Genomic DNA, 22,944 nt, shown 5'->3' with positions numbered 1-22,944 from the left:
AACACTTGCCCTTGTCCATCACCCTGATCGGAGCATCATGAACGTATCCCGACTGACACGCCTGGTTCTTGCCGCAGCGCTCTGCGCGCCGGCGTTCGCCACCGCCCAAGGCCCCATCAAGGTCGAGGTCTGGAAAACGCCCACCTGTGGCTGCTGCGAAGACTGGGTCAAGCACATGCGCGACAACGGCTTCATCGTCACCACCCACGATGTGCAAGACACCGGCCCCATCCGCCGCAACGCGGGCATGGCGGACTACGGCTCTTGCCACACCGCGATGGTCGACGGCTACGCGGTCGAAGGCCACGTGCCCGCCAGCGACGTACGCCGTCTGCTGCTGGAAAAGCCCGACGCCGCCGGCCTGGCCGCCCCCGGCATGCCGCTGGGTTCGCCAGGCATGGACGGCCCCGAGTACGGCGGCAGAAAGACGCCGCATGACGTGCTGCTGGTCGGCAAGCAAGGCGACGCCCAGGTGTTTCAGGCCTATCGTTGAAACCATTCATCCGCACTGGCAAGCAAGGCGGAGCTCAGGTTTCCGCGCTACCGCTGAATCCACTCATCGACACCGGTAGCCAGGCGCTGCCCGGGTGCTTCCGCCCTACCGTTGAAACAATTCATCCACACCGGCTCAATGGCTACTCCTTGCACTGCAGCAAAAATGCGCCACAATAAATAACAAGCTTTCTCACCACCCCCTGGCAGTCATGGCAAAAATCGTCCTGTTCGAGAACATCCACCCGAGCGCCCGCGCGGTCTTCGAAGCCGCCGGCTACACCGATATCGTCACGCACGCAGCGGCCTTGCCGCCGTCGCAGATGCACGACGCCCTGCGCGGCGCGCAGGTGGCGGGGATCCGTTCTCGCACGCACCTGGACGCCGCCTTGCTGTCCAGCCCCGACCTGCGCGTGGTGGGCTGCTTTTGCATCGGCACCAACCAGGTCGACCTGGACGCGGCCATGCAGCGCGGCATCCCGGTATTCAACGCACCGTTCTCCAACACCCGCTCGGTTGCCGAACTGGTGCTGGGCGAAGCAATTCTGCTGCTGCGCCGTATTCCGGAAAAGAACGCCCGCGTGCATTTGGGCCATTGGGACAAAAGCGCCGCGGGCGCGTTTGAAACCCGGGGCAAGACGCTGGGCATCGTGGGCTACGGCAACATCGGCTCGCAGATCAGCACGCTGGCCGAAAGCCTGGGCATGCGCGTCATTTACCACGACGTCGAAGCCAAGCTGCCGCTAGGCAATGCACGCCCCGCCGGCACGCTCAACGAGTTGCTGGAGCAAGCCGACGTGGTCACGCTGCACGTGCCGGGCGGCAAGTCGACCGAGAACATCATGAATGCGGAGACCATTGCGCGCATGCAGCGCGGGGCCATCCTCATCAACGCCTCGCGCGGCACGGTGGTGGACATCGACGCGCTGCACGCGGCGCTGAAGTCCGGCCACCTGGCCGGCGCGGCGCTGGACGTGTTCCCCACCGAGCCCAAGAGCGCCGACGAACCCTTGGCCAGCCCCTTGATCGGCATGCCCAACGTGATTCTGACGCCCCACATCGGCGGCAGCACGCAGGAATCGCAAGAGAACATCGGCCGTGAAGTGGCCGAAAAGTTGGTGCGTTTCATGCAGGCGGGCACGACCAAGGGCGCAGTCAATTTCCCCGAGTTGCCCTACCTGGAACCAGCCGGCGCCACCCGCATCCTGCACGTCCACCGCAACGCGCCGGGCGCGCTGGGCACGCTGGACAACCTGATGGCGCAACATGGTTTGAACATCGTCAGCCAGACACTGCAAACCAAGGGGCAAATCGGCTACGTCATCACCGACGTAGAAGGCCAGGTCGACGACATCGTCATGACCACCCTGCGCAGCCACCCCATCACCGTCCGCTGCGACAAACTGTAGGATGGGCAGGATGGGTGCAGCGCGCTAGACCTTTGGCAAGAACAGCGCCAGGCTTCGCGCGAAGCCCATCACGCGGCGCTGCCTATATGGCTGCTGCCGTTTTGGGTATACCGCTGCTTGATGGGTTGCGCGCGTTTTACGGCCGCTTTTTTCTGACGCGCCTGCCGCGCTTCACCCATCCTACGAACCAGACACTGCGGCTGTAGGATGGGTGCAGCGCGCGAGACCTATGGCAAGAACACCGCCAAGCTTCGCGCGAAACCCATCATGCGGCGTTGCCTATATGGCTGCTGCCGTTTTGGGTATACCGCTGCTTGATGGGTTGCGCGCGTTTTGCGGCTGCTCTTTTCTGACGCGCCTGCCGCGCTTCACCCATCCTACGAACCACACACTGCGACTGTAGGATGGGTGCAGCGCGCGAGACCCTTGGCAAGAACACCGCCGGATTTCGCGCGAAACCCATCATGCGGCGTTGCCTATATGGCTGCTGCCGTTTTGGGTATACCGCTGCTTGATGGGTTGCGCGCGGTTTACGGCTGCTTTTTTCTGACGCGCCTGCCGCGCTTCACCCATCCTACGAGCTTGCTGCCTCGGCTAAACATTCCGCCATTTTTTCGCGCACGCTGCCGGCATCGAAAGGCAGGCGGCCGATGATGCCGATTTCGCGCTGAAAGGCATGGTCTCCTAGCGGCAGCAGGCGTAACCCCGTCACGTCCAGCCCGCGCAATTGCGGCAGCAGCGCCACGCCCACGCCGTGCCTCACCATGCTGGCAATCGCCTCAATCTCATCAAGCTCCACGGCCTCGTGCACGTTGATGCGATGTTTCTTCAGGAAGATATCCACCACGCGCCCACCGAACGACGCACGGTCGTAACGGATGAACGGTTGCGTGGCCAAGAGTTCGCGCCAGGGCGCCACGGGCATGGATTCCGGCATGGCCAGGACCACCGGCTCACTCAGCAAACGCTGCCAGCCCAGCTCCGGCGGCAGCGCAAAAGGCGGGCGGATCAACACCGCCATGTCCACTTCGCCCGCGTCCACCTGCCCCAACAGCGACAGCGACACGCCCGGCACCACGCGCACCCGCACGTCGGGATACACGGCGCGAAACCGGCCCAGCGCGCCGACCAGCAAGCCTTGCTGCACCGAAGCAATCGCCCCGATACGCAAGGACCCGCTGACCTGCCCGGCGCCGGCCGTCGTGACCATGCGTTCGGCCATGGCCACCAATTCTTCCGCCTGCGGCAGCATCTCGCGGCCATGGGCGTTCAAGACAGCGGCACGCGCGCTGCGATCGAACAGCGCCACGCCCAGGTATTCCTCCAGGCGCTTGATCTGGGCGCTGACCGCAGACTGCGTCAGGCCCAGGTGCGTGCCGGCTCCGGTGAAGGTGCCATCCCGCGCCACGGCGATGAATGTCTTGAATTCTTTGATCACAATCATTTTTTTCGATGCTAAGACACAAAAAATATCGTTTTTCAATCAAAAAAACAATACCTAAACTATGCCCTGGAGCTTGTGATCAGCAACACCAGGCAAGCATCCGCATCACCATCACACTTTGAATGACCCGGAGTTTTTCATGACCGCCCAAACCAACCTGCCGCCGTTCCATTTGGCCTTCCCGGTCCGCGACCTGGCCGAAGCCCGCGCCTTCTACGGCGAAACGCTGGGCTGTCCCGAAGGCCGTAGCTCGAACGAATGGATCGACTTCAACTTCTACGGCCACCAGATCGTTGCCCACCTGGCTCCCAGCGAATGCGGCCACAACGCCACCAGCGCCGTTGACTCGCACAACGTGCCCGTGCGCCATTTCGGCGCCGTGCTTTCCATGGAACAATGGGAAGCCATGTCCAAGCGCCTGATCGACGCCGGCACGGAATTCGTCATCGAACCGTACATCCGCTTCAAGGGCGAAGTGGGCGAACAAGCCACGATGTTCTTCCTGGATCCGTCGGGCAACGCCCTGGAATTCAAGGCATTCAAGAACATGGATTCGCTCTTCGCCAAGTAATCCGCCCAACAGGTGCCGCGCCGTTGAACGATTCTTCCGAACCTCCTTCCTCGGCCCGTCCCCGCTGGCGCATCCTGCCTCAGGGTGACCGCTGCATCGTCGTCTCATTCGGCGACCGCATCGACGCCGACCTTGGCCGCACCTGCCTGGCCGCCGCGCGCAAACTGCGCGACGCGCGCTGGGCGGGCGTCACCGACGTGGTGCCGTCGTTTGCCGCCGTCGCGGTGCATTACCGGCCCGACGGCCTGGGCAACGGCCCCACCTGCGCCAACCTGACCGACCGCATCAACGCCTTGCTGGCCGAAGGCATACCCGCCGACGCCGTGGGCGGACGCGACATCGACATTCCCGTTTGCTATGGCGGCGAACATGGGCCCGACCTGGCCGACGTGGCGCAGGACGCGGGCCTGTCGCCCGACGCCATCATCGCCCTGCACAGCCAGCGTCGCAGCATGGTCTTCATGCTGGGATTCGCGCCGGGCCATGCCTATCTGGGCGTGCACGATGAACCGCTGAACATTCCACGCCGGCCCTCGCCGCGCACCGCCGTCCCCGCAGGCGCCGTGGCGGTGGCCAACCGCCAGACGGTGATCTACCCGAGCCGCCTGCCGGGCGGCTGGAACATCATCGGCGCCACCCCACTGACCCTGTTCGACCCTGCCCGCGAACCCGCATCGCTGCTGCAACCTGGTGATTCCGTCCGCTTCGTGCCGATTGCGCCCGAGGAATTCGACCGCATCCGCAAAGGCCAGCCATGAGCGTGACCGTCATCAAACCCGGCATGCTGTCCAGCTTTCAGGACCGGGGCCGCGAGGGCTACCAGCACCAGGGCATTCCCGCCGCGGGCGCGATGGACGAGCGCGCGCACCGGCTTGCCAATGCGCTGGCCGGCAACACCGGCGACCCCGCCACGCTGGAAATCACGCTGACAGGCCCCACCCTGCGTTTTGACTTGCCGGCCTGTTTTGCCTTGGCTGGCGCCGACCTGGGCGCCACACTGAACGGCCAGGACATTCCCGTGCATCGCCCGCTCGTGGCCCGCGCGGGCGACACGCTGGCCTTCGGCGCCCGTGCCGCAACAGGCGTGCGCGCTTACCTGGCGGTACACGGCGGCTTTGCGCTGCCGTCGGTGATGGGTAGCGAAAGCACGTATTTACGCAGCGGCTTCGGCGGTTTCAAGGGACGCGCGCTGGCCAAGGGCGACCAGGTTGCGCTGCGCACACCGCTGGCGGAGGGCCGCGACCTGGACGCCCTGCATCAGGCGCTGTGGAATCTGCGCATCTATCTGCCCGGCGTCGTGGCCAACAAGCGGCGGGAGTCCATCCGCTTTCTGCCCGGCCTGCACTGGGAAGCGTTTTCGGAGGCCTCGCGACTAGCCTTCACCACGGCCGAATTCCGCATCAGCCCGCAGTCGGATCGCATGGGCTATCGCCTGCTCGGCCCGGCATTGAACATGGACGCGCCGCGCCAGATGCTGTCTGAGGCCGCCTGTTTCGGTACGGTGCAGGTGCCCGCGGGCGGCGAGGCCATCATACTGATGGCCGACCGGCAGACCACGGGCGGTTATCCCAAGATTGCGCAGATCGCCACGGTGGACCTGCCGGCGCTGGCGCAGGCCGCGCCCGGCCAAACCTTGCGTTTTCAGCAGATAACGATGGAAGACGCGCAGCGCCTGGACAGTGACCGGGAACGCGCTTTTGTGCAATTGCAGGACGCCTTGGCGCCACTGCGCGCAGTGCTGGCACCAGTTTGACGAACCGGGCGGATCAGCCCCGGGCGTAGCGGGCGGGCGTGTCTGCCGTGTCCGGCACCGCCGTCTGCCCGGCGGCCTCGCGGTAAGCCTCCAGGATGCTTGGCAGCACTTCCAGCACATACGTGCGCGTCAACTCAGCAGCGCGGTCAACGTCGCGTGCCGTCAACGCCAGCGTGATGCTGTTGGTGTACGACTGGATCACATGCGTTTGCACCGACCGCTTGGCCAGCAAAAAGCGCAGCGGCTCCACCTGTTCATAGAGCTTGCTCAGCATGCTGGTCAGCGGGGTGTTGCCCGTGTAGCGGGCGCAGGCCAGATAGAACTCGCGCGCCGCCGCGATGCAGGCCCGCGCGTCGCGCTGGGCCATCGCGGACGCGATCGCCTGATCGTAACTGCGCAGTTCGACCACCAGCGGCGCCAAGTCTTGCATGTCGGCCAACTGGCGCATGCAATACGCCTCCAGTTCGGCGCGCAGCATGTACAGGTGGCGGATCTGCGCTTCGGTATAGAGCGTGGCCCGAAAGCCCTTGCGTTGGATATGCGTGACCAGGCCACTCAGTTCCAGCAGGCGCAGCGCCTCCCGGATCGGGCTGCGGCTGGTGCCGAAACGCTGCTCCAGTTCTTGCTCCCGCAAGGGCTGGCCTGGCCGGATCGTGCCATCCACGATCAACGCGCGGATTTGTTCCTGCAGAAAATACGGAATCGTGGCGGGCGCTTTGACGTCCAATCGGCTCCCCTTTGTACTGCGCGAGGCATGGTATGAGACAGCGAGAAGATACTAGAAATCTATTGAAACACAAATAAGAAAATTGTTGCAGAGCCGAATTCGGGCCACAGGCGACGCCGGCAGGCGCTCAGTGACCGCCGATCAGTGCCAATCGTCCCGATACACGAATTTCGGCATCTGCCAGTTGAAACGCAACGCCAACAGCCGCAGCGCCAGGCCCGCCACCAGCGCAAGCGGCACGGCCGCGTTGGCCGACAGGCCAAGCGATTGGCCGCCCAGGTACAGCGCCCCGGTCACCACCGACACACTGGCGTAGAGCTCCTTGCGAAACAGCAGCGGCACTTCGTTGCAGAGCACGTCGCGCAGCACCCCGCCCGCGCAACCGGTGATCATGCCGCTGATCAGTACGACGGTAATGGGCAACTGCATCATCTGCGCCACCTGGCAGCCAATGACGGTAAAGGCCACCAGGCCCAGCGCGTCGGCCAGCAGGAACAGGCTGCGCAGCCGCCGCATCACCGGCGCGATCAACGCCGTCAGAATGGCCGCGCCCCCCGTCATCCACAGGTACTCGGGGTGGATGACCCAGGTCAGCGGGTAATGCCCCAGCAGCACGTCGCGCAGCGATCCGCCGCCCAGCGCCGTCACGCACGCGATGATGCACACGCCCATCCAGTCCATGTCGCGCCGGCCGGCCGACAGCGCCGCGGTCATCGCTTCGGCCACGATGGCGACCAGGTACAGCGTGTGCAGCAACAAGGGGGATATGTCGGAGAGCATGGGGAAAATTCAGGAATGACGGGGATCGGACCCTGCCCGCAATCGGGCAAGTAACGGCGACAAAAGCTTGAGCCCCAAGGCAAGGCTGGCCCCCATTGTATTGAGACTGACCTGGCGCAAGGCGGGATTGCCACCCGTGCTGTCATCCCCTACGCTGGTCCGTGCGTTGATATCCATCAATTCCCGATTTGCATCGCGGCGAGACAATCGGGACATGCCCTTCAAGGGCCAGAAAGCCAGGCTGCGCGGACGCGGGGTTCGTCACCCTGGCTGCAACCGGGAGATAAAGATATGACACAGCAAACAGGCCCCATCCTTTTGGCGACCGACCTGAGCGCGCGCGGCGACCGCGCCCTGGACCGCGCGCTACAGCTTGCCCGCGAACTCGGCACCCAGCTGATCGTGCTGCACGTCATGGAAAGCCACGCCACAACGGCGCGCCTGACCACCCCGGTCTGGCGGCGGCTATCCACCGACCACAAGGCGCTGGCCGAACGCGAGCTGGCCGAAGACTTGGCCGCAGCCGACGTCTCCACCGAAGTGGTCGTCGTATCGGGCGACCCCCTCACGCGCATCATCGAAACCGCCGACAGCTATGGCTGCTCGCTGATCGTTACCGGGACCGCGCGCGACGAAACCCTGGGCCGGCTGCTGCTGGGCACCACCGTCGAAAAACTCGCCCGCCAGGCGCGCCAGCCGGTGCTGGTGGTGAAGACCCGTCCGCGCAAGCCGTATCGCGACGTGCTGGTCGCCACCGACTTTTCGGATGGATCGCGCCATGCCCTGCGTGCCGCGCTGCAACTGGTGCCCAACGCCAACCTGACGCTGTTCCACGCTTATGACGTGCCGTTCAAGGGCAATGCCGCGCCCGACGATGCCGTCACGCGCAGCTTCTACAAGGGCGCGGAGCAGAGCGCGCGGGAATTCACCGCCAACACGCCCGAATTGGCGGGCCGCACGCCGCCGCAGGTGGTGCTGGAACCCGGCCAGCCCGAGACCGTGCTGTCGGAATATTCGTTCCACCATCGGTCGGACCTGGTGGTGACGGGCACGCATGGCCGCACCGGCATCCTGCGCACCGCGATCGGCAGCGTGGCCGAGCGCCTGCTGGAATCCCTGCCCAGCGACGTGCTGATCGTCCGGTTGCAAGACGAAAGCTAGTCTGAAAATGGCGGCGCTTAAAGCGCCGCCATTTTTTTAGCCTGCCCGCCGTCGCGTCAGGCCTGGTCGCCCTGCTTTTCCATCGTGTCGATGGTGCCGCGCAAGACCTGCAACAGCACCAGGCCCGGCAAGGCGATCACCACCGTCAACAGGAAGAAGCCCGGCCAGCCCATATGTTCCACCAGCGGCGGCGTCAGCGGCCCGGCCAGATAGGTGCGGCCCACGGCCGACAACGCGGACAGCAGCGCAAACTGCGTCGCGGAAAACCGCCGTTGGCACAGCGCCATCAACAGGCCCACGAAAGACGCCGTGCCCAGCCCGCCGCACAGGTTTTCAATACCCACGCCGGTGGCCATCAGCCACAGCGTTTTCGGGCTGATGGCGATCAGCCAATACGCCAGGTTCGACACCGCCTGCAACAGGCCGAAGGCCATCAGCGAGCGGTACAAGCCCCAGCGCGACATCAAGGACCCGCCGGCCAGCGCGCCCACGATGGTGGCGGCCAGGCCAAGCACCTTGTTCACGGTGCCGACCTCGGTGGGCGAGAAGCCCGCGCCACGTATCAGGAAGGTGGTGGACAAGGCGCCCGCGAAGGCGTCGCCCAGCTTGTACAGCACGATCAGCGCCAATATCGACAGCGCGCCGCGACGGGTGAAGAATTCGTGCAACGGCTCGCCGATTGCCTCACCCAGGTTGCGCGGCGCGCGCGCGACGTGCTCGGGCTCGGGCGCCAGCAGCGTGGCGATCGCGCACAGCAGCATCAGGCCGCCCATCAGCACATAGGTATAGCCCCAGCCGATCCACTGGTCCGCCATGATCAGCGCCAAGCCGCCGGACGCAATCATCGCCAGCCGGTAGCCCATGACCTTGACCGCCGCGCCGGCGCCGCGTTCCTCCTTGCGCAACACGTCCGTGCAATAGGCGTCGAACGCGATGTCCTGCGTGGCGGACAGGAATGCGACCAGCACCGCCAGCATGGCCAGCGGCATCAGCGCGGTGGACGGCGACAGCGCTCCCATCACCATGATTGCCACGGCCAGCAGCAGTTGCGTCAGCAGCATCCAGCCCCGGCGCCGACCCAACAGGGGCGGCACATAGCGGTCAACAAAGGGAGCCCAAAGAAACTTGATGGTGTAGGCAGTGCCCACCAGCGTAAGAAACCCGATTTCCTGAAGCGGCACCCCTTCGACGGTGGCCCAGGCCTGCAAGGTACCGCCGGTTAGCGCCAAGGGCAGTCCGCTGGCAAAGCCCAGGACCAGCAAGGGGGCCACGCGGGGGCTGGTATAGACGTTGGATACAGCGGTGATGACGGTCTCCTGAAACGCGGCCGCGCGGCGCAACAGGCGTTGGGCCACGGGCTTGCGGCATTTTAGGGCCTGTTCAGCCGCGCCGTCAGGAGGATCGGTGTCGGAATGTCAGGGCGTGGCGAAACGGTACACCGCCAGCGTGCTGCGCCAGCTTGGGAACAACTTGACCTCGTGGCCTTCGTTGAACGTGGCGCGTTCCAGGATGCGCAGCTTCAGCTCGTCGGCCAATTGCTCGAAATCGCGCAGCGTGCACAGGTGGATGTTCGGCGTGTTGTACCACTGGTAGGGCATCTGGCCGGTGACCGGCATGCGCCCGCGCAGGATGGCCCAGCCGTGCGGCCAGTAGCCGAAGTTGGGAAACGACACGATGCCGTGGCGGGCCACGCGCGCCATCTCGCGCAGGATGTGCTCGGTGCGATGCATGGACTGCAAGGTCTGCGACAGCACCACGGTGTCGAACTGCTTGTCGTCGAACAGCGCCAGCCCGTCTTCCAGGTTTTGCTGAATCACCTCGACCCCGCGCCGCACGCAGGCGATCACGCAGGTGTCGTCCAGCTCGACACCCGCGCCGCGCACCTGGCGATGGTCGCGCAGGTGCGCCAGCAGCGCGCCGTCGCCGCAGCCCAGGTCCAGCACGCGGCTGCCGGGCTCGATCCAGCCGGCGATGCGCGCCAGGTCGGGCCGCAGCGCGCTATGGGCATAGCGGGGGGTGACAGGATTCATTCGGAGCGTCCTTCGGTCTGCGCGGCGCCAGCGGCCAGGCCAAGCTCGCGCGCGATACGTTCGTAGTAGCCGCGCACCACGGCGTGGTAGCGCGCGTCTTCCAGCAGGAAGGCGTCGTGCCCATGCGGCGCGTCGATTTCGGCGTAGGTCACGGGGCTGGCGTTCTTCAACAGCGCGCGCACGATTTCGCGCGACCGTTCCGGCGGGAAGCGCCAATCGGTGGAAAACGACACCAGCAGGAAGTCGGCCTTGGCGGGCGCCAGCGCGCGCGCCAGGTCGCCGCCCGTGGTGCGGGCCGGATCGAAATAATCCAGCGCGCGCGTGATCAGCAGATAGGTGTTGGCGTCGAAATAGCGGGTGAACTTTTCGCCCTGGTAGCGCAGGTACGACTCCACTTCGAATTCGACGTCGTAGCCGTAGTGGTAGGCGCCGTTCTCGGCCGGCGCGCGTTGGGCGCGGCCGAATTTTTCGGCCATGTCGTCGTCGGACAGGTAAGTGATGTGGCCGATCATGCGCGCCACCGACAAGCCCCGGCGCGGCACCGTGTCTTGCGCGTAGTAGTCGCCGCCGTGGAAATCCGGGTCGGTGATGATGGCGCGGCGCGCCACTTCGTTAAAGCCGATGTTCTGCGCCGACAGGCGCGGCGTGCTGGCGATGACGACGCAATTGGCCACGCGGTCGGGCAAGGTGATGGCCCAGCTAAGCGCTTGCATGCCGCCCAGGGATCCGCCCATCACGGCCGCGAAGCGCTCGATGCCGAAGTGGTCGGCCACGCGGGCCTGAGCGCGCACCCAGTCTTCCACCGTCAACACCGGGAACGCGGCGCCCCAGGGCTTGCCGGTGGCCGGGTTGATGCTTGCCGGGCCGGTCGAACCAAAGCACGAGCCCAGGTTGTTGACGCCGATCACAAAGAAAATATTGGTGTCCACCGGCTTGCCGGGGCCGACCATGTTGTCCCACCAGCCGACGTCGCTGGGGTTGTCGGCCGCTTGCCCGGCAACATGGTGCGAGGCGTTCAGCGCGTGGCAGATCAAGACCGCGTTGCTGCGCTGGGCGTTGAGCGTGCCGTAGGTTTCCACGGCCAGTTCGTAGGCAGCCAGCGACTGGCCGCTAAGCAAGGGCAGCGGCTCATCGAAGCGGATGAAGGTGGGTGCGACCAGGCCGACGGAACCGGGATCAACGGTGTCGGAAGTCGTGACGGTGGCGGGGATGAACCCGCTGGCCGGATCAGCGGCCAGATCACCGGCCAAATGTTGGGCAGGAGTGGTCATACGGACCTCTTTAGCTGGATTTATTGGAAGGCGCCCGCAAGCGGATCAGGCAAATCGGCGCCGAAATATGGGTAATGCATGGGTACAGCGAAAAGAATTCTAGCACTGCTTGCGGATGCTGCAGCCGCCCCGCGCTGGTGGGACAATCGTGTTTACCGGCGGCGCCCCGCCCCTGCGCGGCGCGCGCTCTCCTGACAGGAAGGCTATGGCTCACATCTATCTGGACGAACTGCAACATCTGGCGGCCGCCGCGCTTGCCGCCGCCGGCGCCAACCCGGCCATGGCGGACAGCACCGCCCGCGCGCTGGTTTTTGCGGAAAGCCAGGGCATCAGTTCGCACGGCCTGTCGCGCGTGCCGTTCTACGCCGGGCACCTGCGCGCGGGCCGCGCCATTGGCTCAGCCGTGCCGCGCATCGTGCATGAACGCGGCGGCGCGGCGCTGATTGATGCGGGCTCGGGCCTGGCGTTTCCCGCCTGCGCGATGGCGGTCGAGCAAGCCGCGCTGCGCGCCCGTGAACACGGCATTGCCTTCATCGGCGTGGCCAACAGCCACCATTTCGGCGAAGCCGCCTACCACCTTGAAACCCTGGCGGACGCCGGTCTGGTGGCGCTGGCCCTGAGCAATTCCCCCGCCGCCATGCCCGCCTGGGGCGGCAAGCGCCCGCTGTTCGGCACCAACCCCATCGCGGCGGTCTTTCCCCGGCGCAACGGCGCAAGGCTGGTGATCGACATGTCGCTCTCGCAGGTGGCGCGCGGCAAGCTGATGATCGCCGCGCGCGACAATCAGCCCATTCCGCTGGGCTGGGCGCTGGACGCCGAGGGCCAACCCACCACCGACCCCAAGGCCGGCCTGGCGGGCAGCATGCTGCCGGCGGGCGGCGTCAAGGGCGCGATGCTGGCGCTGATTGTTGAACTGCTGGCCTGCGCGCTGACGGGTGCGCACTTCGGCTTCGAAACGGAATCGTTCTTTGTTGACGCTGGCGGCCCGGCGCGGCTGGGGCAGGCGTTCATGGCGATCGACCCCGGTGCGCTGGCCGGCAACAACGCCTACCTGGAGCGCGTTGAAACGCTGGTGGACGCCATGCTGGAAGACGACGGCGTGCGCCTGCCCGGCGACCGCCGCCGCAAGCTGCGCGACGCCGCCATCAAGCACGGCGTGGACATCCCCGACGCGCTGATGGCGCAGTTGCGCGACATGGCCGGGGCAGCCTGAAACCGCGAGTTTGGCCGGGGGTCTGGCTGCGGGTTTCGCCACGGGCTTCGCCGGGCATCACGACCCGCATCCCAGCCCGCCGCGCTACGCCCCGTGTGTGAACCACAGCATCAGCGGTGCCAGCAACAAAAACACCACCGTCGACACCAGCACCGCGCCCGCCGCGGTGTCGCCCATCGTCGTGTAGCGCTTGGCATACATATAGCTGACCACGGCGCAGGGCATGGCCATCTGCAAGGTAAGCGCTCCGCCCAACACGGGCTCCAGATCCAGCGCCCACACCACCGCCAGCCCCGCCGCCAAGCCCACCACCAACCGGATCGCCGCCACCTTGGCGCCGTCGCGCAGGCCATTGGATGGGATCAGTGCCAAGGCGTGGCCCAGGCTCAGCAGCATCAGCGGCACCGTGACGGCGCCCAGCATGCGGGCCGTTTCAATCAGCCATTCGGGCACCGGAATGTGCAACAGGCGCATCGCCACCGCCACCACCGACGCCAGCAGGATGGGGCTTTTCCAACTGCCCTTGGTGTTGACGCCAGGCAGCAGCCGCACGGCCACGGTATGCATGACGAACGAGTTCACCGCAAAAAACGCCACCGCCACCGACAGGCCCGCGTCGCCAAACGCCAGTTGCGAAATCGGCAGCCCCAGGTTGCCGGCATTCGGCAGGCTCGCCGTGGGCAGCAGTGTGCGCACCGGCAGCTTCCAGATTTTGAGCAGCAGCGCGCCGACCAACGCGCACAGCAGCAGGGCCAGCAGCGTGGCGGCCGCCACATCGGCCAGCGCGCGGTCGTCGAGCTGGGTCGTGACAAAGGTGTGGAACACCAGCGCGGGCGTGGTCACCGAGGTCACCAGCGTGGTGATGAACGCGCCGCCAAAGGGGATATCGCGCTTGCCCCAGAACACCCCGATGCCCACGCAGGACAGCAGAGGCAGCATCAGCACGATGGCTGAAAGATAGAACTGGGCGATGGCCAACATACAGCTATTCCGTCAAAGATAAGAAGATCAATTCGCCAAGGCATCAATGCTTGCGCGCTGGTCGGGGCAACCGCAGCATGCAGCAACTTCAACGACGGGGCGCCTTGCCCCCAGCCGCCATGACCGCTACCCGCCGCCTGCCCACGATTCCGCGCTCGTCCGAGTTTTCGCGTTCATCCGCATTTCCGCGTTCATCCGCATTTCAACGTTTGTGCGCGTTCCACCCAGAGCTTGCCCAGGGCGGCGGGCCGTTGTCGGCGCTTGGCCCGCCCCTGGCGCCGACAACGTCGCTGTCGGCGCTGCCGGCCCCGAAAGCGCTGTCAGACCGCCAGGCCATGTGCCTGTTCTGGTCGGCGGCGGGCAAAACCAGTTGGGAAACCAGCCGCATCCTGGGCGTCAGTGAAAGCACCGTGAATTTCCACCTGCGCAACGCCTGCGCCAAGCTGGGCGTACGGGGCCGACGGGCCGCCGTGGTGGCGGCGTTGCGCCAAGGGCTGCTGGACACCGTCATTGCTTGACGGGGCTGGCGGGCGCTGGGCCACCGGCAGAACTCCCGGCAGGGTTGACCGGCTGGCTGGGCTGGCCCGGCTTGCCGGGCTTGATCACCACTGACCGCAGGAATTCCCGCGCGCGTTCCGGTGGCAGGCTTTCCGTCGTGCCGGCGGCCACCGCTTCGATCAGCATGGTGTCGGTCACCCAAACCTTTGCCTGTAACCATCCCGGCTTGCCCATGGCCTTGCCGTGCACCTCGATGTCCTGCCCGTAGGCGGGCCATTGGGTGGGCGGCGGCGCCTGCATGTTGGTGTACAAGGACTGCATCAGCGCCATGCCCAGCGCCTGCCTGGCGGCGGGGTCCGCCGCAATCTCGGGCGGCAGCGGCGCGGACCCGATCGCGAACACGGCTTCACCCACGGTCGCGGTGGACAGGGTAAAACGCAAGGTGTGGGTATCCAGGCGCAGGTCGCGGCTGTCGGTGGACACGCGGTCCGGGAATGCCGCGCGCACATGGCCGTCGGCCACGTCGACTTCCCGCCAGTTGTAACGGGGCGAGCAAGCAGCCACCAGCAAAGCCAACCCCACAATCAGGCCGGCTTTCTTGAACATGAAACGAAACAGCGATGAAATCGTCATTACCGTGACCCGACGGCCCATTCATTTCGAGGAATGCTGAAATTGTCGCCGATTTCCATCACCCCCGCGCCCGACGGCACCCCCTTGGCCAACTATCTTTGGCCCGCCGCCCCCAATGTGCCCGCCCCCATCACCGGCCCCGGCACCCCCAGCGTCTACCTGATGCATGGGCTGAGCGAACACGCCGGCCGCTACGACCGGCTGGCCCGTTGGCTGGCCGCGCGAGGCTGGACCGTGGGCGCGCACGACCATCGCGGCCATGGGCGTTCGGGCGGCCCGCCCGCCACCCTGAGCCACCAGGACGACCTGGTCCACGACGCCGTTGAGCGCCTGCTTGCCTGGACCCAGGCCCAGGGCCGCCCGCCCATCTTGCTGGCCCACAGCCTGGGCGCGCTGGTGGCTGTGCGCATCGCCCTGCGCCGCATGGCCGAGCTGGACGCGCTGGTACTCAGTTCACCGCCCTTTGTCGTCAACGTGCCCCTATGGGTGCGCCGCACGCTGACCTGGATGTCGCTGCATGCGCCGAATCTGCGCGTGCCCCACGGCCTGGCGCCCGCCCGGATCTCGCACGACCGGGCCGTCGTGAAAGCCTACCGGTCCGACCCGCTCGTGCGGCGGCGCATGACGGGCCGACTGGCCCGCTTCGTGGATGAAAATGGCCGCGAATCCCTGCGTGAAGCCGGCTTGCTGCCCTGCCGCACCCTGCTGATGGTGGCAGGGGATGACTCCATCGTCGCCGCCGAGGGCAGCCGCCAATTCGCCCAGCGCGCGCCCGCCGAATTGCTGACTCTGCGCTGGTACGACACCGCCTGGCACGAGATCTTCAATGAAACGGCCCCTATTTCTGATCCGGTTTATGCTGACCTGGACGAATGGCTGGCGCGCACGGCGCAAGCATTGTCCCTGCCCCCTGTATTGACTCCCTCGGCACAGGAGGCCGGCACCCCGTAAAATCCCGCGACAGACCCAAACGAGAAGAATCCGTGACTGATACCGCCGCCAACCGCCTCTCCCGCCTAGAGGCCAACCGCTCGCTGCTGACCCAGACGTTGCGAGGCATTGAAAAAGAAGGCCTGCGCGTGGACGAGCAGGGCATTTTGTCCCGCACGCCCCACCCTGCCGGCCTGGGTTCGGCGCTGACCAATGAACACGTCACCACCGATTACTCCGAATCGCTGCTGGAACTCATCACGGGCACGCACACCGATGTGGACGCCCTCCTGGCCGAGCTCACCAACACCCACCGCCACGTCTACAGCGTGCTGGACCACGAGCTGATCTGGAATCAGTCCATGCCCGCCACGCTGCCCGCCGAAGCGGACATTCCCATCGCGTGGTACGGCAAGTCCAACACGGGCATGCTCAAGCATGTGTATCGCCGTGGGCTTGCCGAACGCTATGGCAAGACGATGCAATGCATTGCCGGCGTGCACTACAACTTCTCCCTGCCTGAAGACCTTTGGTCGGTGCTGGACACGCAAGCCGGGTCCGCGCAAGACCGCCGTTCGCGTGGCTATATCAGCCTGATCCGCAACTTCACGCGCTATTCCTGGTTGCTGATGTACCTGTTTGGCGCCGCCCCCGCGCTGGCCAGCGATTTCCTGCGTGATCAGGACCACCCGTTGCAACGCCTGGGTGACCACACGCTCTACCTGCCCTACGCCACGAGCCTGCGCATGAGCGATCTTGGCTACCAGAACAAGGCGCAGTCGCAGCTCAAGCTTTGCTACAACGACCTGGACACGTTCCTGGGCCGCCTGTACGACGCCGTGACGCAACCCTGGCCTGATTACGAAAAGATCGGCACGCATCGCAACGGCGAATGGATCCAGCTCAACACCAACGTGCTGCAGATCGAAAACGAGTACTACTCCAGCATTCGCCCCAAGCGCGCCACCGGCCGTTGCGAACGCCCCATCACCGCGCTCACGGAACGCGGCGTGCAGTACGTGGAAGTGCGCTGCCTGGATATCGACCCCGAATCGCCCGTGGGCATCGATGCCAGCACGAGCCGCTTCGTCGACGCGTTCCTGCTGTTCTGCGCGGCGTCCGACAGCCCCTTCTTCCCCGCCAACGGCTACTGTCAGCGCAGCGCCGACAACTTTTCCACGGTGGTCAAAGAAGGCCGCAAGCCCGGCCTGACGCTGGACCGCGACGGCAAGTCCGTCACGCTGCCGCAGTGGGGCCACGATCTTCTGGACCAGATCGCCCCTTACGCCGCCTTGTTTGATTCGGCCCTGGGCGGCAGCGCCTACGCGGACGCGCTGGCCGCGCAACGCGTCAAGCTGGATCAGCCCGACGCCACCCCGTCGGCGCGCTTGCTGGAAGCCCTGACGCAAAGCGGCCTGTCGTTTCACGACTACTCGCTGGCGCAAAGCGCCAAGCACGCCGACACGCTGCGCGCGCAAGCACTGCCCACAGACTTGGCCGCGGCCTATGAACAGGCGGCGGTGAAGTCGGCGCAGGAACAGCTGCGCCTAGAGGAGTCGGACACGGTGGACTTCGCCACCTACGTGGCCCGCTACCACGACGCCCTGAAAGCGCCGCGCAAATAAGGCGTATCGTTAGGGTTTGCGTTCGCGGCGCGCGCGCCCAACAGGCAAGCGCGCGCCGTGGCTCAAATCCGTTATTCGTTAAGCCGGAGGTTTTTTACATGCGCCGCACCGCAACATTCCTGATGGCCCTGGCCGCCAGCGTGGGCATCGCCCATGCCGCGCCGCCGCCCATGCAGACCGTGGAATCGGTGGACCTGAAACGCTACGCCGGGATGTGGTACGAAATCGCGAATTTCCCCATGTTCTTCCAGCGCAACTGCGTGGGCGACACCACCGCCGAATACACCGCGAATGCCGATGGCACCATCGGCGTGAACAATCGCTGCCGCACCAAGGACGGCGACATCGATTCCGCGACCGGCAATGCCACCGTCGTGGAAGGCAGCAACAACGCCAAGCTGGAAGTCACCTTCTTCAAGCCGTTCAAGGGCGACTACTGGGTCATCGGCCTGGACCCCGAATACCGTTGGTCCGTGGTGGGCACGCCTGATCGCAAGTACTTGTGGATATTGTCGCGTTCGCCGCAACTGCCCAAGGAAGAATTGGACAAGGCCCTGGCTGCCGCCAAGGCCCAGGGCTATGAACTAGACGAGCTGCGGTACACGCCGCAGAAATAACGTGCGGGTTCAGCCGACGCGGTCAGCCCGCATAGTCTCGGGCCAGCCGCACCACCGTCACGCCCGGCTTCAACTGCCGCAACGACGGCATGATCAAGGTGCAGTTGTCGTAGGGCGTCACGATCGGCTGGCCATCCGCCCAGCCGATCACCGAGCCAGCCTGCTCCAGCGTTTCAAGGCCCGTCCACGGCTGCGCGAAAGTCACATCCATCGACGGCGCGACCACGGCGTCAGTCACTTCCAGCACACGCTGCGTTGCCGGATCGGGCAGCCGCCAGCCGGCCGGCACGTCAGCCGCATCCAGCACCCCCGACTCCACCAGCATGCGGGCCACCATGTCGCGGGCGACATCGCGCGCGGCCAGCTCGCCATGGAAACCACATTCGATCAGCAAGGCGCAGGCGTCTTCACGCGCGGCGTCGCCGAACTGCGCGAAGTCACGCATCCGCACGCCGTCCTTGTGCCCCGCGTCCACGATCACGTGCTGCGGCGCTTTCAGCCGACGCGCCAGCGCAATGTTGCGCGGCAGTACGCCGGTCAGCAGCAAGGGCGCGCCCGGCTCGTGCATGGAATGCAGGTCCAGCAGCCAATCTGCTTGCTGCACCCAGGGGCGCAGCTCGCCGCCGCGTTGGCGGTCGGGCGTAGTGGGGTTGTCCAGACGCTCGGCGCTCCAGACGCGGTTCATGTCTTCGGCCACAAAACGCGAGGCGTCATGGTTGGCGTGGTCGAAACGGTCGAAGGCGCCCAGGTTGCAAAAGGCCAGCGTCAGGCTGCCACGGCGCGGCTTGACGCCGGCCGCCAGCAGGTCCTTCAGCGCCCAGGCGCCGCACAGCTCGTTGCCATGCACCAGCGCGGTCACCATCAGCGCGCGTCCCGGCATGCCCGAATCAAAATGCCAGACGCCCGGCGTGTCGGTGTTGCCGGCGCGCTCGGCGCTCAGGTCAGGAACGGGTAGCTTGAATTCCATGGTGTGATCCGCTTTATCCGGTGGTGCTGGGGGCTTGGGCCTGTGGGCTTGTGCGTGATTATTGCGCTTCGATCTTGGCGGCCTTGACCAGCGCGCCGTACTTTTTCGTTTCTTCAACCTGGTAGGCCGCCAGATCCACGCCCGGCTTGGCGATTTCACCGCCCGCGTCCTGCATCTTGCCGCGGAACTGGTCCGACTTCAGCGTTTCGTCCAGCGCGCCGCGCAGCTTGGCGACCACCGGCTCCGGCAGGCCGGCCGGGCCATACAGCGCGAACCACAGGTTGATGTCGACGGATTCAAAGCCCGGGGTGGCGGCCAGCGGCGCGATTTCGGGCGCGGCCGGCGAACGCTTGTTCTCCGTCAGGCCCAGCGCCACGATGTTGCCACTGCGCACTTGCGGCAGGCCCGAGGACAGCACCAGCATGCCGAAATCCAGTTGGCCGCTCATCAGGTCGGTGACCAGGGGCGACACGCCACGGTACGGCACGTGCTCGGCGCGCGTGCCGGTGGCCTGGTTGATCATTTCACCGGCCAGATGCAAGGTGGTGCCCACGCCGGACGAGCCGTAATTGAACGTGCCCGCTTCCGCGCCGCGCAGCTTCTGCAAGTATTCCGCCGCCGTCTTGACGCCGGAATTCTTGCTGGCCGCCAACAACATCGGCTGCGACGCCACCAGGCCCAAGGGCGTGAAATCCTTGGCGCTGTCGTACTTCACCGCAGTGTTGATCATGCGGGCAATCACCATTTCGTTGGTGGAGCCCAGGAAAATCGTATAGCCGTCGGGGGCTGCGCGCGCCACGCGCTGCGCGCCGATCGTGCCGCCGGCGCCGCCCACGTTTTCAACCACCACGGTCTGGCCCAGACGCTTGCCCAGCTCTTCGCCCAACAGGCGCGCGGTCAGGTCCAGGCTGCCGCCGGCGGGGTAGCCGACAACCAGTGAAATGCTACGCGAGGGGTAATCGGCGGCGAAGGCGGCCGGAGCGGCGGCCACGGCCGAGGCGGCACAAAACGCAACAAGCGCCGCACGCAGCGGATGCAGGTAAGACTTCATGTTTTCTTCCTTGGGGTGCTGAGGTGGACGGCGTAGCCGTCTCGTTGGAGGTTTAGGCTCGTATTTTCACGGGCGCCTCGGCCATCAGCCGTGCTGAAACGGCACATCTTCGTGCTGATCTGGCCTAGCCTCAGACCACTGACGCGGCGGCGCGCGTCAGACCTTGCGATTCGCGGTGGCCTCCCAGGCGGCCTCCGCCAGGTCCGTCAAGCGAGCGCGCGGACGGTACAGGCGCACCTCGAAAGCGATCTCTTCGCTGCGGCCGCCCAGCGCAACCAAGGCACCGCGACGGCAATCCGCCGCCACCATGGACCACGGCAGCCACGCCACGCCCAGGCCCTTGGCGACCGCGCCGTGCGCCGCGTCCAACGAATCGCTGCGCACGAAAGGCGTCAGCGCATAGGGCGTGGTTTCCAGGCGGTCGCCCACAATGCGCTCCATCGCCAGGCCGCCCGTATAGGTGATCAGCGGCACCGGCTGGCCACCGTCTTGCAGCGCATAGCGGGTACGGCCACGCGCATCCACCTGGCTCACCGGCACCAGCTTGTCGGTGGCCAGCGTCATGTAGCGGTAGCGCGCGGGGCTCAAGGGCACGGACAAGGCCGGATGCTCGTAGCAGCACAACAGATCCACCTTGCCCAGCTCCAGCCGCACCACCAGATCTTTCGCCTGACCCGTCGACAGTTCAACCTGCGTGCCTTCGGTCAGCACCTTGGGCGTGCGATGCCGCAAGCGCGCAATCCAGTCCGCGACCAGCGTGCGGGCCAGGCTGCGGCCGGTGGCAATGCGCAGCACGGCGTCACCGCCCGCGCCCGAACTGCTGATGCGATGGCGCACCAGCCCCATCTGTTCGACCACCTGCGTGGCCGTCCTGAGCAGCGCCTCGCCTTCCGGGGTCAGCGTCACGGGGAGGTGCTGGCGTTCGACCAGCGGCGCGCCCGCCCAGGCTTCCAGCGCGCGGATGCGCCGCCCGAACGCGGGGTGGGTGACGTGACGCAGTTCGGCGGCGCGCACGAAACTGCCCGTGCGCGCCAGCGCGATCAGGTCTTCCAGGAGTTTCAGATCAGCCATGCGCGGCGGCCATCAGCGCTGGCCCTCAACGGGCGGCTAGCCCCATCATCGCCAGCGTGGCCCGGGTCAGCGCGCTGTCCGGGTCTTCCAGCTCGTTGACCAGATCAAAGTGATTGCAGTGCGGCGTGGGAATGCGGGTGGACGCCAGGCCCGCCGCGTTCCAGGCCGCCTCGAACGCGCTCGTCTGGTTCTTGAAGCCCTGCGTCTCCAGCCCGCCCACGGCCAGCAGCATGGGGCCGGCGCGCTCGGGCAGATTGAAGATGGGGCTTTGATGCGCGGCTTGCTCCGGCGTCAGTCGCAGCCAGGTGTTGGGCAGGATGTCGCACAGCGGACGCAGATCAAACAGGCCGGACAAGGCCAGCGTGCCCTTGATGATGTCGTCCGGCACGCCATAGCGCGCGGGCCAGCCGGGTGCGGCCAGCATGCCGGCCAGGTGGCCGCCGGCCGAGCTGCCGCTCACGTAGATACGTTCGGGGTCCACACCATAGGCCGCCACGTTCTGGTACAGCCAGGCCACGGCGGAACGCACTTCGCGCACCACTTCGCCCAAGGTGGCTTCGGGCACCAGCGTGTATTCGAGTGTGGCCACGGCCGCGCCCGCCGCGTTGAAGGCCTCGGCCATCACGGGCGCGTCTTCCTTGCGCTGCGCGCGCCAGTAGCCGCCGTGGATGAACACGAACAGCGGCGCGGGCGCGTGGGACGCGGCGGGCAGGAACAGGTCCAGCCGCTCGTCCTGACCCATGCCGTAGCGCAGGTCCAGCACGCCGGGGCGGCGCGAGCGTACCCGCGCCGACGATTCCGCGTAGCGCCGCACGCAGGCGTCAAAGTCGGCCACGGACTCGCGCGCGTTGTATTGCACGTCGCGTTCGGCGATAGAGGAAAAGAAAAGATCGATCTCGGCGTTATGCATGTCGTGCCTGGGTGTCGGGCTGTGAAATGATGCGTTCGATGAACTGCGCGGTCTTGCGGTAGTGCGCGGCCAGCATGGTCACGGAACGCTCGGCGTCGCGCGAGATCGCGGCGTCCAGCAGTTGGCGGTGTTCGTCGTCGACGTTGCGTTCCGGCCCGTAGGCCGTGGCGCCCGCGCGCGCGGGGCGGCGGTAGCGCTCGGTTTGCGCATACAACTGCGTGGACAGGTCCAACAGCCAATGCGAGCGGCAAGCGCCAATCAGCGCGTGATGGAAATCCAGGTGGCGGGCTTCCAGCAGATCTTCCAGTTCATCGGACGGGGCTGACGCTTCGCCCGCGCGCTGCGCCGCCAGTGTCAGCGCGTGGTAGGCGCCGACCAGCCGCGCTTCCCAGGCGTCGTCCGCGTTCGCCAGCGACCGGCGCAAGGCATCGCAGTCGATCAGGATGCGGGTTTCACAGGCGTCCCACATTTCCTCGACCGACAAAGGCGCGATGCTGAAGCCGCGCGACGTGGTGTTCACCACCATGCGTTCGCTGCGCAAGCGGTTGAGCGCTTCGCGGATGGGCGAAAAACTGCTGCCGTAGCGCTGCTTCAACAATTCCAGCCGCAGCGATTGGCCCGGCGCGAAAACCCCGCTCATGATGTCGCGCCGAAGCAGGCGGTAAACCTGCTCCGACAGCGTGATGTCTTCCACGTCAGCGTTCCCGGCCGATCCGGAATCGTCCTGGCGGGAAGCTTTGATTCTTGGCTTCAACATGCTCTCCAGATGTCAGCGGCGTGTCCGCTGATCCGCGCACAGGCGGCCCATTC

24 protein-coding genes and 1 riboswitch are annotated in these 22,944 nt (G+C 66.1%); of the genes, 11 read left to right on the top strand and 13 right to left on the bottom strand.

Annotated features, from left to right (window positions below; genetic code table 11):
- The first annotated feature begins 37 nt into the window (after window positions 1-37).
- Both M2361_RS27185 and serA read left to right on the top strand, forming a co-directional pair.
- Window positions 38-493, top strand: coding sequence for a DUF411 domain-containing protein (locus tag M2361_RS27185; protein WP_259252875.1), 456 nt, complete (start codon window positions 38-40; stop codon window positions 491-493).
- 211 nt (window positions 494-704) lie between these two features.
- Window positions 705-1,901 carry a phosphoglycerate dehydrogenase gene (gene serA, locus M2361_RS27180; protein ID WP_259252874.1) on the top strand — a complete coding sequence of 399 codons (1,197 nt, stop codon included), beginning with the start codon at window positions 705-707 and terminating at the stop codon, window positions 1,899-1,901.
- 574 nt (window positions 1,902-2,475) lie between these two features.
- Here serA and M2361_RS27175 read toward each other — a convergent pair.
- Window positions 2,476-3,339 carry a LysR substrate-binding domain-containing protein gene (locus tag M2361_RS27175; RefSeq protein WP_259252913.1) on the bottom strand — a complete coding sequence of 288 codons (864 nt, stop codon included), beginning with the start codon at window positions 3,337-3,339 and terminating at the stop codon, window positions 2,476-2,478.
- A 145-nt stretch (window positions 3,340-3,484) separates the two neighbouring features.
- Between M2361_RS27175 and M2361_RS27170 the strand changes: the two genes are divergently transcribed.
- Genes M2361_RS27170 through M2361_RS27160 form a run of 3 tightly spaced genes read left to right on the top strand, consistent with a single transcriptional unit; the run spans window position 3,485 to window position 5,669 of the window.
- Window positions 3,485-3,916, top strand: coding sequence for a VOC family protein (locus tag M2361_RS27170; protein WP_100853321.1), 432 nt, complete (start codon window positions 3,485-3,487; stop codon window positions 3,914-3,916).
- 23 nt (window positions 3,917-3,939) lie between these two features.
- On the top strand, window positions 3,940-4,674 hold the full coding sequence (gene pxpB, locus M2361_RS27165) for a 5-oxoprolinase subunit PxpB (protein ID WP_259252873.1): 735 nt from the start codon (window positions 3,940-3,942) through the stop codon (window positions 4,672-4,674).
- Window positions 4,671-5,669: a biotin-dependent carboxyltransferase family protein gene (locus M2361_RS27160; protein ID WP_259252872.1), complete on the top strand. Its 999-nt coding sequence runs from the start codon at window positions 4,671-4,673 to the stop codon at window positions 5,667-5,669. The genes pxpB and M2361_RS27160 overlap by 4 nt, the downstream gene beginning before the upstream one ends.
- Window positions 5,670-5,682: 13 nt before the next feature.
- Here the strand turns inward: M2361_RS27160 and M2361_RS27155 are convergent, their stop codons facing one another.
- Complete coding sequence (locus M2361_RS27155) at window positions 5,683-6,396, bottom strand: GntR family transcriptional regulator (protein ID WP_259252871.1); 714 nt, start codon at window positions 6,394-6,396, stop codon at window positions 5,683-5,685.
- Between the two features lie 141 nt (window positions 6,397-6,537).
- The gene (locus M2361_RS27150; RefSeq protein WP_050449121.1) at window positions 6,538-7,176 is read right to left on the bottom strand and encodes a trimeric intracellular cation channel family protein; all 639 of its coding nucleotides are present in this window, start codon (window positions 7,174-7,176) and stop codon (window positions 6,538-6,540) included.
- A 291-nt stretch (window positions 7,177-7,467) separates the two neighbouring features.
- On the opposite strand from M2361_RS27150, the gene M2361_RS27145 reads away from it, so the two are divergent.
- Entirely contained in the window at window positions 7,468-8,337 is an 870-nt protein-coding gene (locus tag M2361_RS27145; protein ID WP_259252870.1) for a universal stress protein, read from the top strand.
- Window positions 8,338-8,393: 56 nt separating this feature from the next.
- On the opposite strand, the gene M2361_RS27140 is transcribed toward M2361_RS27145, so the two are convergent.
- The 3 genes from M2361_RS27140 to M2361_RS27130 all read right to left on the bottom strand — a co-directional run bounded on the left by M2361_RS27140 (window position 8,394) and on the right by M2361_RS27130 (window position 11,638).
- The gene (locus tag M2361_RS27140) at window positions 8,394-9,677 is read right to left on the bottom strand and encodes a muropeptide transporter (protein ID WP_404976460.1); all 1,284 of its coding nucleotides are present in this window, start codon (window positions 9,675-9,677) and stop codon (window positions 8,394-8,396) included.
- A gap of 75 nt (window positions 9,678-9,752) precedes the next feature.
- Entirely contained in the window at window positions 9,753-10,367 is a 615-nt protein-coding gene (gene metW, locus M2361_RS27135) for a methionine biosynthesis protein MetW (protein WP_100853326.1), read from the bottom strand.
- On the bottom strand, window positions 10,364-11,638 hold the full coding sequence (locus tag M2361_RS27130) for a homoserine O-acetyltransferase (RefSeq protein ID WP_259252869.1): 1,275 nt from the start codon (window positions 11,636-11,638) through the stop codon (window positions 10,364-10,366). The genes metW and M2361_RS27130 overlap by 4 nt, the downstream gene beginning before the upstream one ends.
- Window positions 11,628-11,709: riboswitch (SAM riboswitch) on the bottom strand. Its footprint overlaps the gene before it by 11 nt.
- Before the next feature lie 134 nt (window positions 11,710-11,843).
- Here M2361_RS27130 and M2361_RS27125 point away from each other — a divergent pair.
- A complete protein-coding gene (locus M2361_RS27125; RefSeq protein ID WP_259252868.1) occupies window positions 11,844-12,851 on the top strand; it encodes an Ldh family oxidoreductase in 1,008 nt (335 codons plus the stop codon).
- A gap of 84 nt (window positions 12,852-12,935) precedes the next feature.
- On the opposite strand, the gene M2361_RS27120 is transcribed toward M2361_RS27125, so the two are convergent.
- Window positions 12,936-13,832, bottom strand: a complete 897-nt coding sequence (locus M2361_RS27120; RefSeq protein WP_259252867.1) for an AEC family transporter — start codon at window positions 13,830-13,832, stop codon at window positions 12,936-12,938.
- Between the two features lie 299 nt (window positions 13,833-14,131).
- Between M2361_RS27120 and M2361_RS29030 the strand changes: the two genes are divergently transcribed.
- Window positions 14,132-14,350 (top strand): helix-turn-helix domain-containing protein, encoded by a 219-nt coding sequence (locus M2361_RS29030; RefSeq protein WP_310508938.1) that lies wholly within the window; start codon window positions 14,132-14,134, stop codon window positions 14,348-14,350.
- On the opposite strand, the gene M2361_RS27110 is transcribed toward M2361_RS29030, so the two are convergent.
- Window positions 14,340-14,963, bottom strand: coding sequence for a hypothetical protein (locus tag M2361_RS27110; protein WP_259252865.1), 624 nt, complete (start codon window positions 14,961-14,963; stop codon window positions 14,340-14,342). The two genes, M2361_RS29030 and M2361_RS27110, sit on opposite strands and share 11 nt — an antisense overlap.
- A gap of 42 nt (window positions 14,964-15,005) precedes the next feature.
- Between M2361_RS27110 and M2361_RS27105 the strand changes: the two genes are divergently transcribed.
- The 3 genes from M2361_RS27105 to M2361_RS27095 all read left to right on the top strand — a co-directional run bounded on the left by M2361_RS27105 (window position 15,006) and on the right by M2361_RS27095 (window position 18,135).
- On the top strand, window positions 15,006-15,914 hold the full coding sequence (locus M2361_RS27105; RefSeq protein WP_259252864.1) for an alpha/beta hydrolase: 909 nt from the start codon (window positions 15,006-15,008) through the stop codon (window positions 15,912-15,914).
- Between the two features lie 32 nt (window positions 15,915-15,946).
- On the top strand, window positions 15,947-17,518 hold the full coding sequence (gene gshA, locus M2361_RS27100; RefSeq protein ID WP_259252863.1) for a glutamate--cysteine ligase: 1,572 nt from the start codon (window positions 15,947-15,949) through the stop codon (window positions 17,516-17,518).
- A 98-nt stretch (window positions 17,519-17,616) separates the two neighbouring features.
- On the top strand, window positions 17,617-18,135 hold the full coding sequence (locus tag M2361_RS27095) for a lipocalin family protein (RefSeq protein WP_100853332.1): 519 nt from the start codon (window positions 17,617-17,619) through the stop codon (window positions 18,133-18,135).
- A 22-nt stretch (window positions 18,136-18,157) separates the two neighbouring features.
- On the opposite strand, the gene M2361_RS27090 is transcribed toward M2361_RS27095, so the two are convergent.
- From M2361_RS27090 to M2361_RS27070, 5 genes are all read right to left on the bottom strand, one after another.
- Window positions 18,158-19,102 (bottom strand): succinylglutamate desuccinylase/aspartoacylase family protein, encoded by a 945-nt coding sequence (locus tag M2361_RS27090; protein WP_259252862.1) that lies wholly within the window; start codon window positions 19,100-19,102, stop codon window positions 18,158-18,160.
- A 58-nt stretch (window positions 19,103-19,160) separates the two neighbouring features.
- The gene (locus M2361_RS27085; protein WP_100853334.1) at window positions 19,161-20,153 is read right to left on the bottom strand and encodes a tripartite tricarboxylate transporter substrate binding protein; all 993 of its coding nucleotides are present in this window, start codon (window positions 20,151-20,153) and stop codon (window positions 19,161-19,163) included.
- Between the two features lie 156 nt (window positions 20,154-20,309).
- Window positions 20,310-21,224, bottom strand: a complete 915-nt coding sequence (locus M2361_RS27080) for a LysR family transcriptional regulator (protein WP_259252861.1) — start codon at window positions 21,222-21,224, stop codon at window positions 20,310-20,312.
- A 25-nt stretch (window positions 21,225-21,249) separates the two neighbouring features.
- A complete protein-coding gene (locus tag M2361_RS27075; RefSeq protein ID WP_259252860.1) occupies window positions 21,250-22,134 on the bottom strand; it encodes an alpha/beta hydrolase in 885 nt (294 codons plus the stop codon).
- On the bottom strand, window positions 22,127-22,888 hold the full coding sequence (locus M2361_RS27070) for an FCD domain-containing protein (protein WP_310508937.1): 762 nt from the start codon (window positions 22,886-22,888) through the stop codon (window positions 22,127-22,129). Before M2361_RS27070 ends, M2361_RS27075 begins: the two co-directional genes overlap by 8 nt.
- Window positions 22,889-22,944 lie beyond the last annotated feature (56 nt).

The organism is Achromobacter sp. JUb104 (genome assembly GCF_024806975.1).
Classification (GTDB): domain Bacteria; phylum Pseudomonadota; class Gammaproteobacteria; order Burkholderiales; family Burkholderiaceae_B; genus Achromobacter; species Achromobacter spanius.
The sequence above is the reverse complement of the archived record's forward strand: the minus strand, read 5'-3'. Positions and strand labels throughout refer to the sequence as shown.

Excerpts from the sequence above, each read along its gene's own strand:
- M2361_RS27185 (WP_259252875.1), top strand. The coding sequence starts at position 38 with ATGAACGTATCCCGACTGACACGCCTGGTTCTTGCCGCAGCGCTCTGC.
- serA (WP_259252874.1), top strand. The coding sequence starts at position 705 with ATGGCAAAAATCGTCCTGTTCGAGAACATCCACCCGAGCGCCCGCGCG.
- M2361_RS27170 (WP_100853321.1), top strand. The coding sequence starts at position 3,485 with ATGACCGCCCAAACCAACCTGCCGCCGTTCCATTTGGCCTTCCCGGTC.
- M2361_RS27160 (WP_259252872.1), top strand. The coding sequence starts at position 4,671 with ATGAGCGTGACCGTCATCAAACCCGGCATGCTGTCCAGCTTTCAGGAC.
- M2361_RS27150 (WP_050449121.1), bottom strand. The coding sequence starts at position 7,176 with ATGCTCTCCGACATATCCCCCTTGTTGCTGCACACGCTGTACCTGGTC.
- M2361_RS27145 (WP_259252870.1), top strand. The coding sequence starts at position 7,468 with ATGACACAGCAAACAGGCCCCATCCTTTTGGCGACCGACCTGAGCGCG.
- metW (WP_100853326.1), bottom strand. The coding sequence starts at position 10,367 with ATGAATCCTGTCACCCCCCGCTATGCCCATAGCGCGCTGCGGCCCGAC.
- M2361_RS27130 (WP_259252869.1), bottom strand. The coding sequence starts at position 11,638 with ATGACCACTCCTGCCCAACATTTGGCCGGTGATCTGGCCGCTGATCCG.
- M2361_RS27125 (WP_259252868.1), top strand. The coding sequence starts at position 11,844 with ATGGCTCACATCTATCTGGACGAACTGCAACATCTGGCGGCCGCCGCG.
- M2361_RS27120 (WP_259252867.1), bottom strand. The coding sequence starts at position 13,832 with ATGTTGGCCATCGCCCAGTTCTATCTTTCAGCCATCGTGCTGATGCTG.
- M2361_RS27110 (WP_259252865.1), bottom strand. The coding sequence starts at position 14,963 with ATGACGATTTCATCGCTGTTTCGTTTCATGTTCAAGAAAGCCGGCCTG.
- M2361_RS27095 (WP_100853332.1), top strand. The coding sequence starts at position 17,617 with ATGCGCCGCACCGCAACATTCCTGATGGCCCTGGCCGCCAGCGTGGGC.
- M2361_RS27090 (WP_259252862.1), bottom strand. The coding sequence starts at position 19,102 with ATGGAATTCAAGCTACCCGTTCCTGACCTGAGCGCCGAGCGCGCCGGC.
- M2361_RS27085 (WP_100853334.1), bottom strand. The coding sequence starts at position 20,153 with ATGAAGTCTTACCTGCATCCGCTGCGTGCGGCGCTTGTTGCGTTTTGT.
- M2361_RS27080 (WP_259252861.1), bottom strand. The coding sequence starts at position 21,224 with ATGGCTGATCTGAAACTCCTGGAAGACCTGATCGCGCTGGCGCGCACG.
- M2361_RS27075 (WP_259252860.1), bottom strand. The coding sequence starts at position 22,134 with ATGCATAACGCCGAGATCGATCTTTTCTTTTCCTCTATCGCCGAACGC.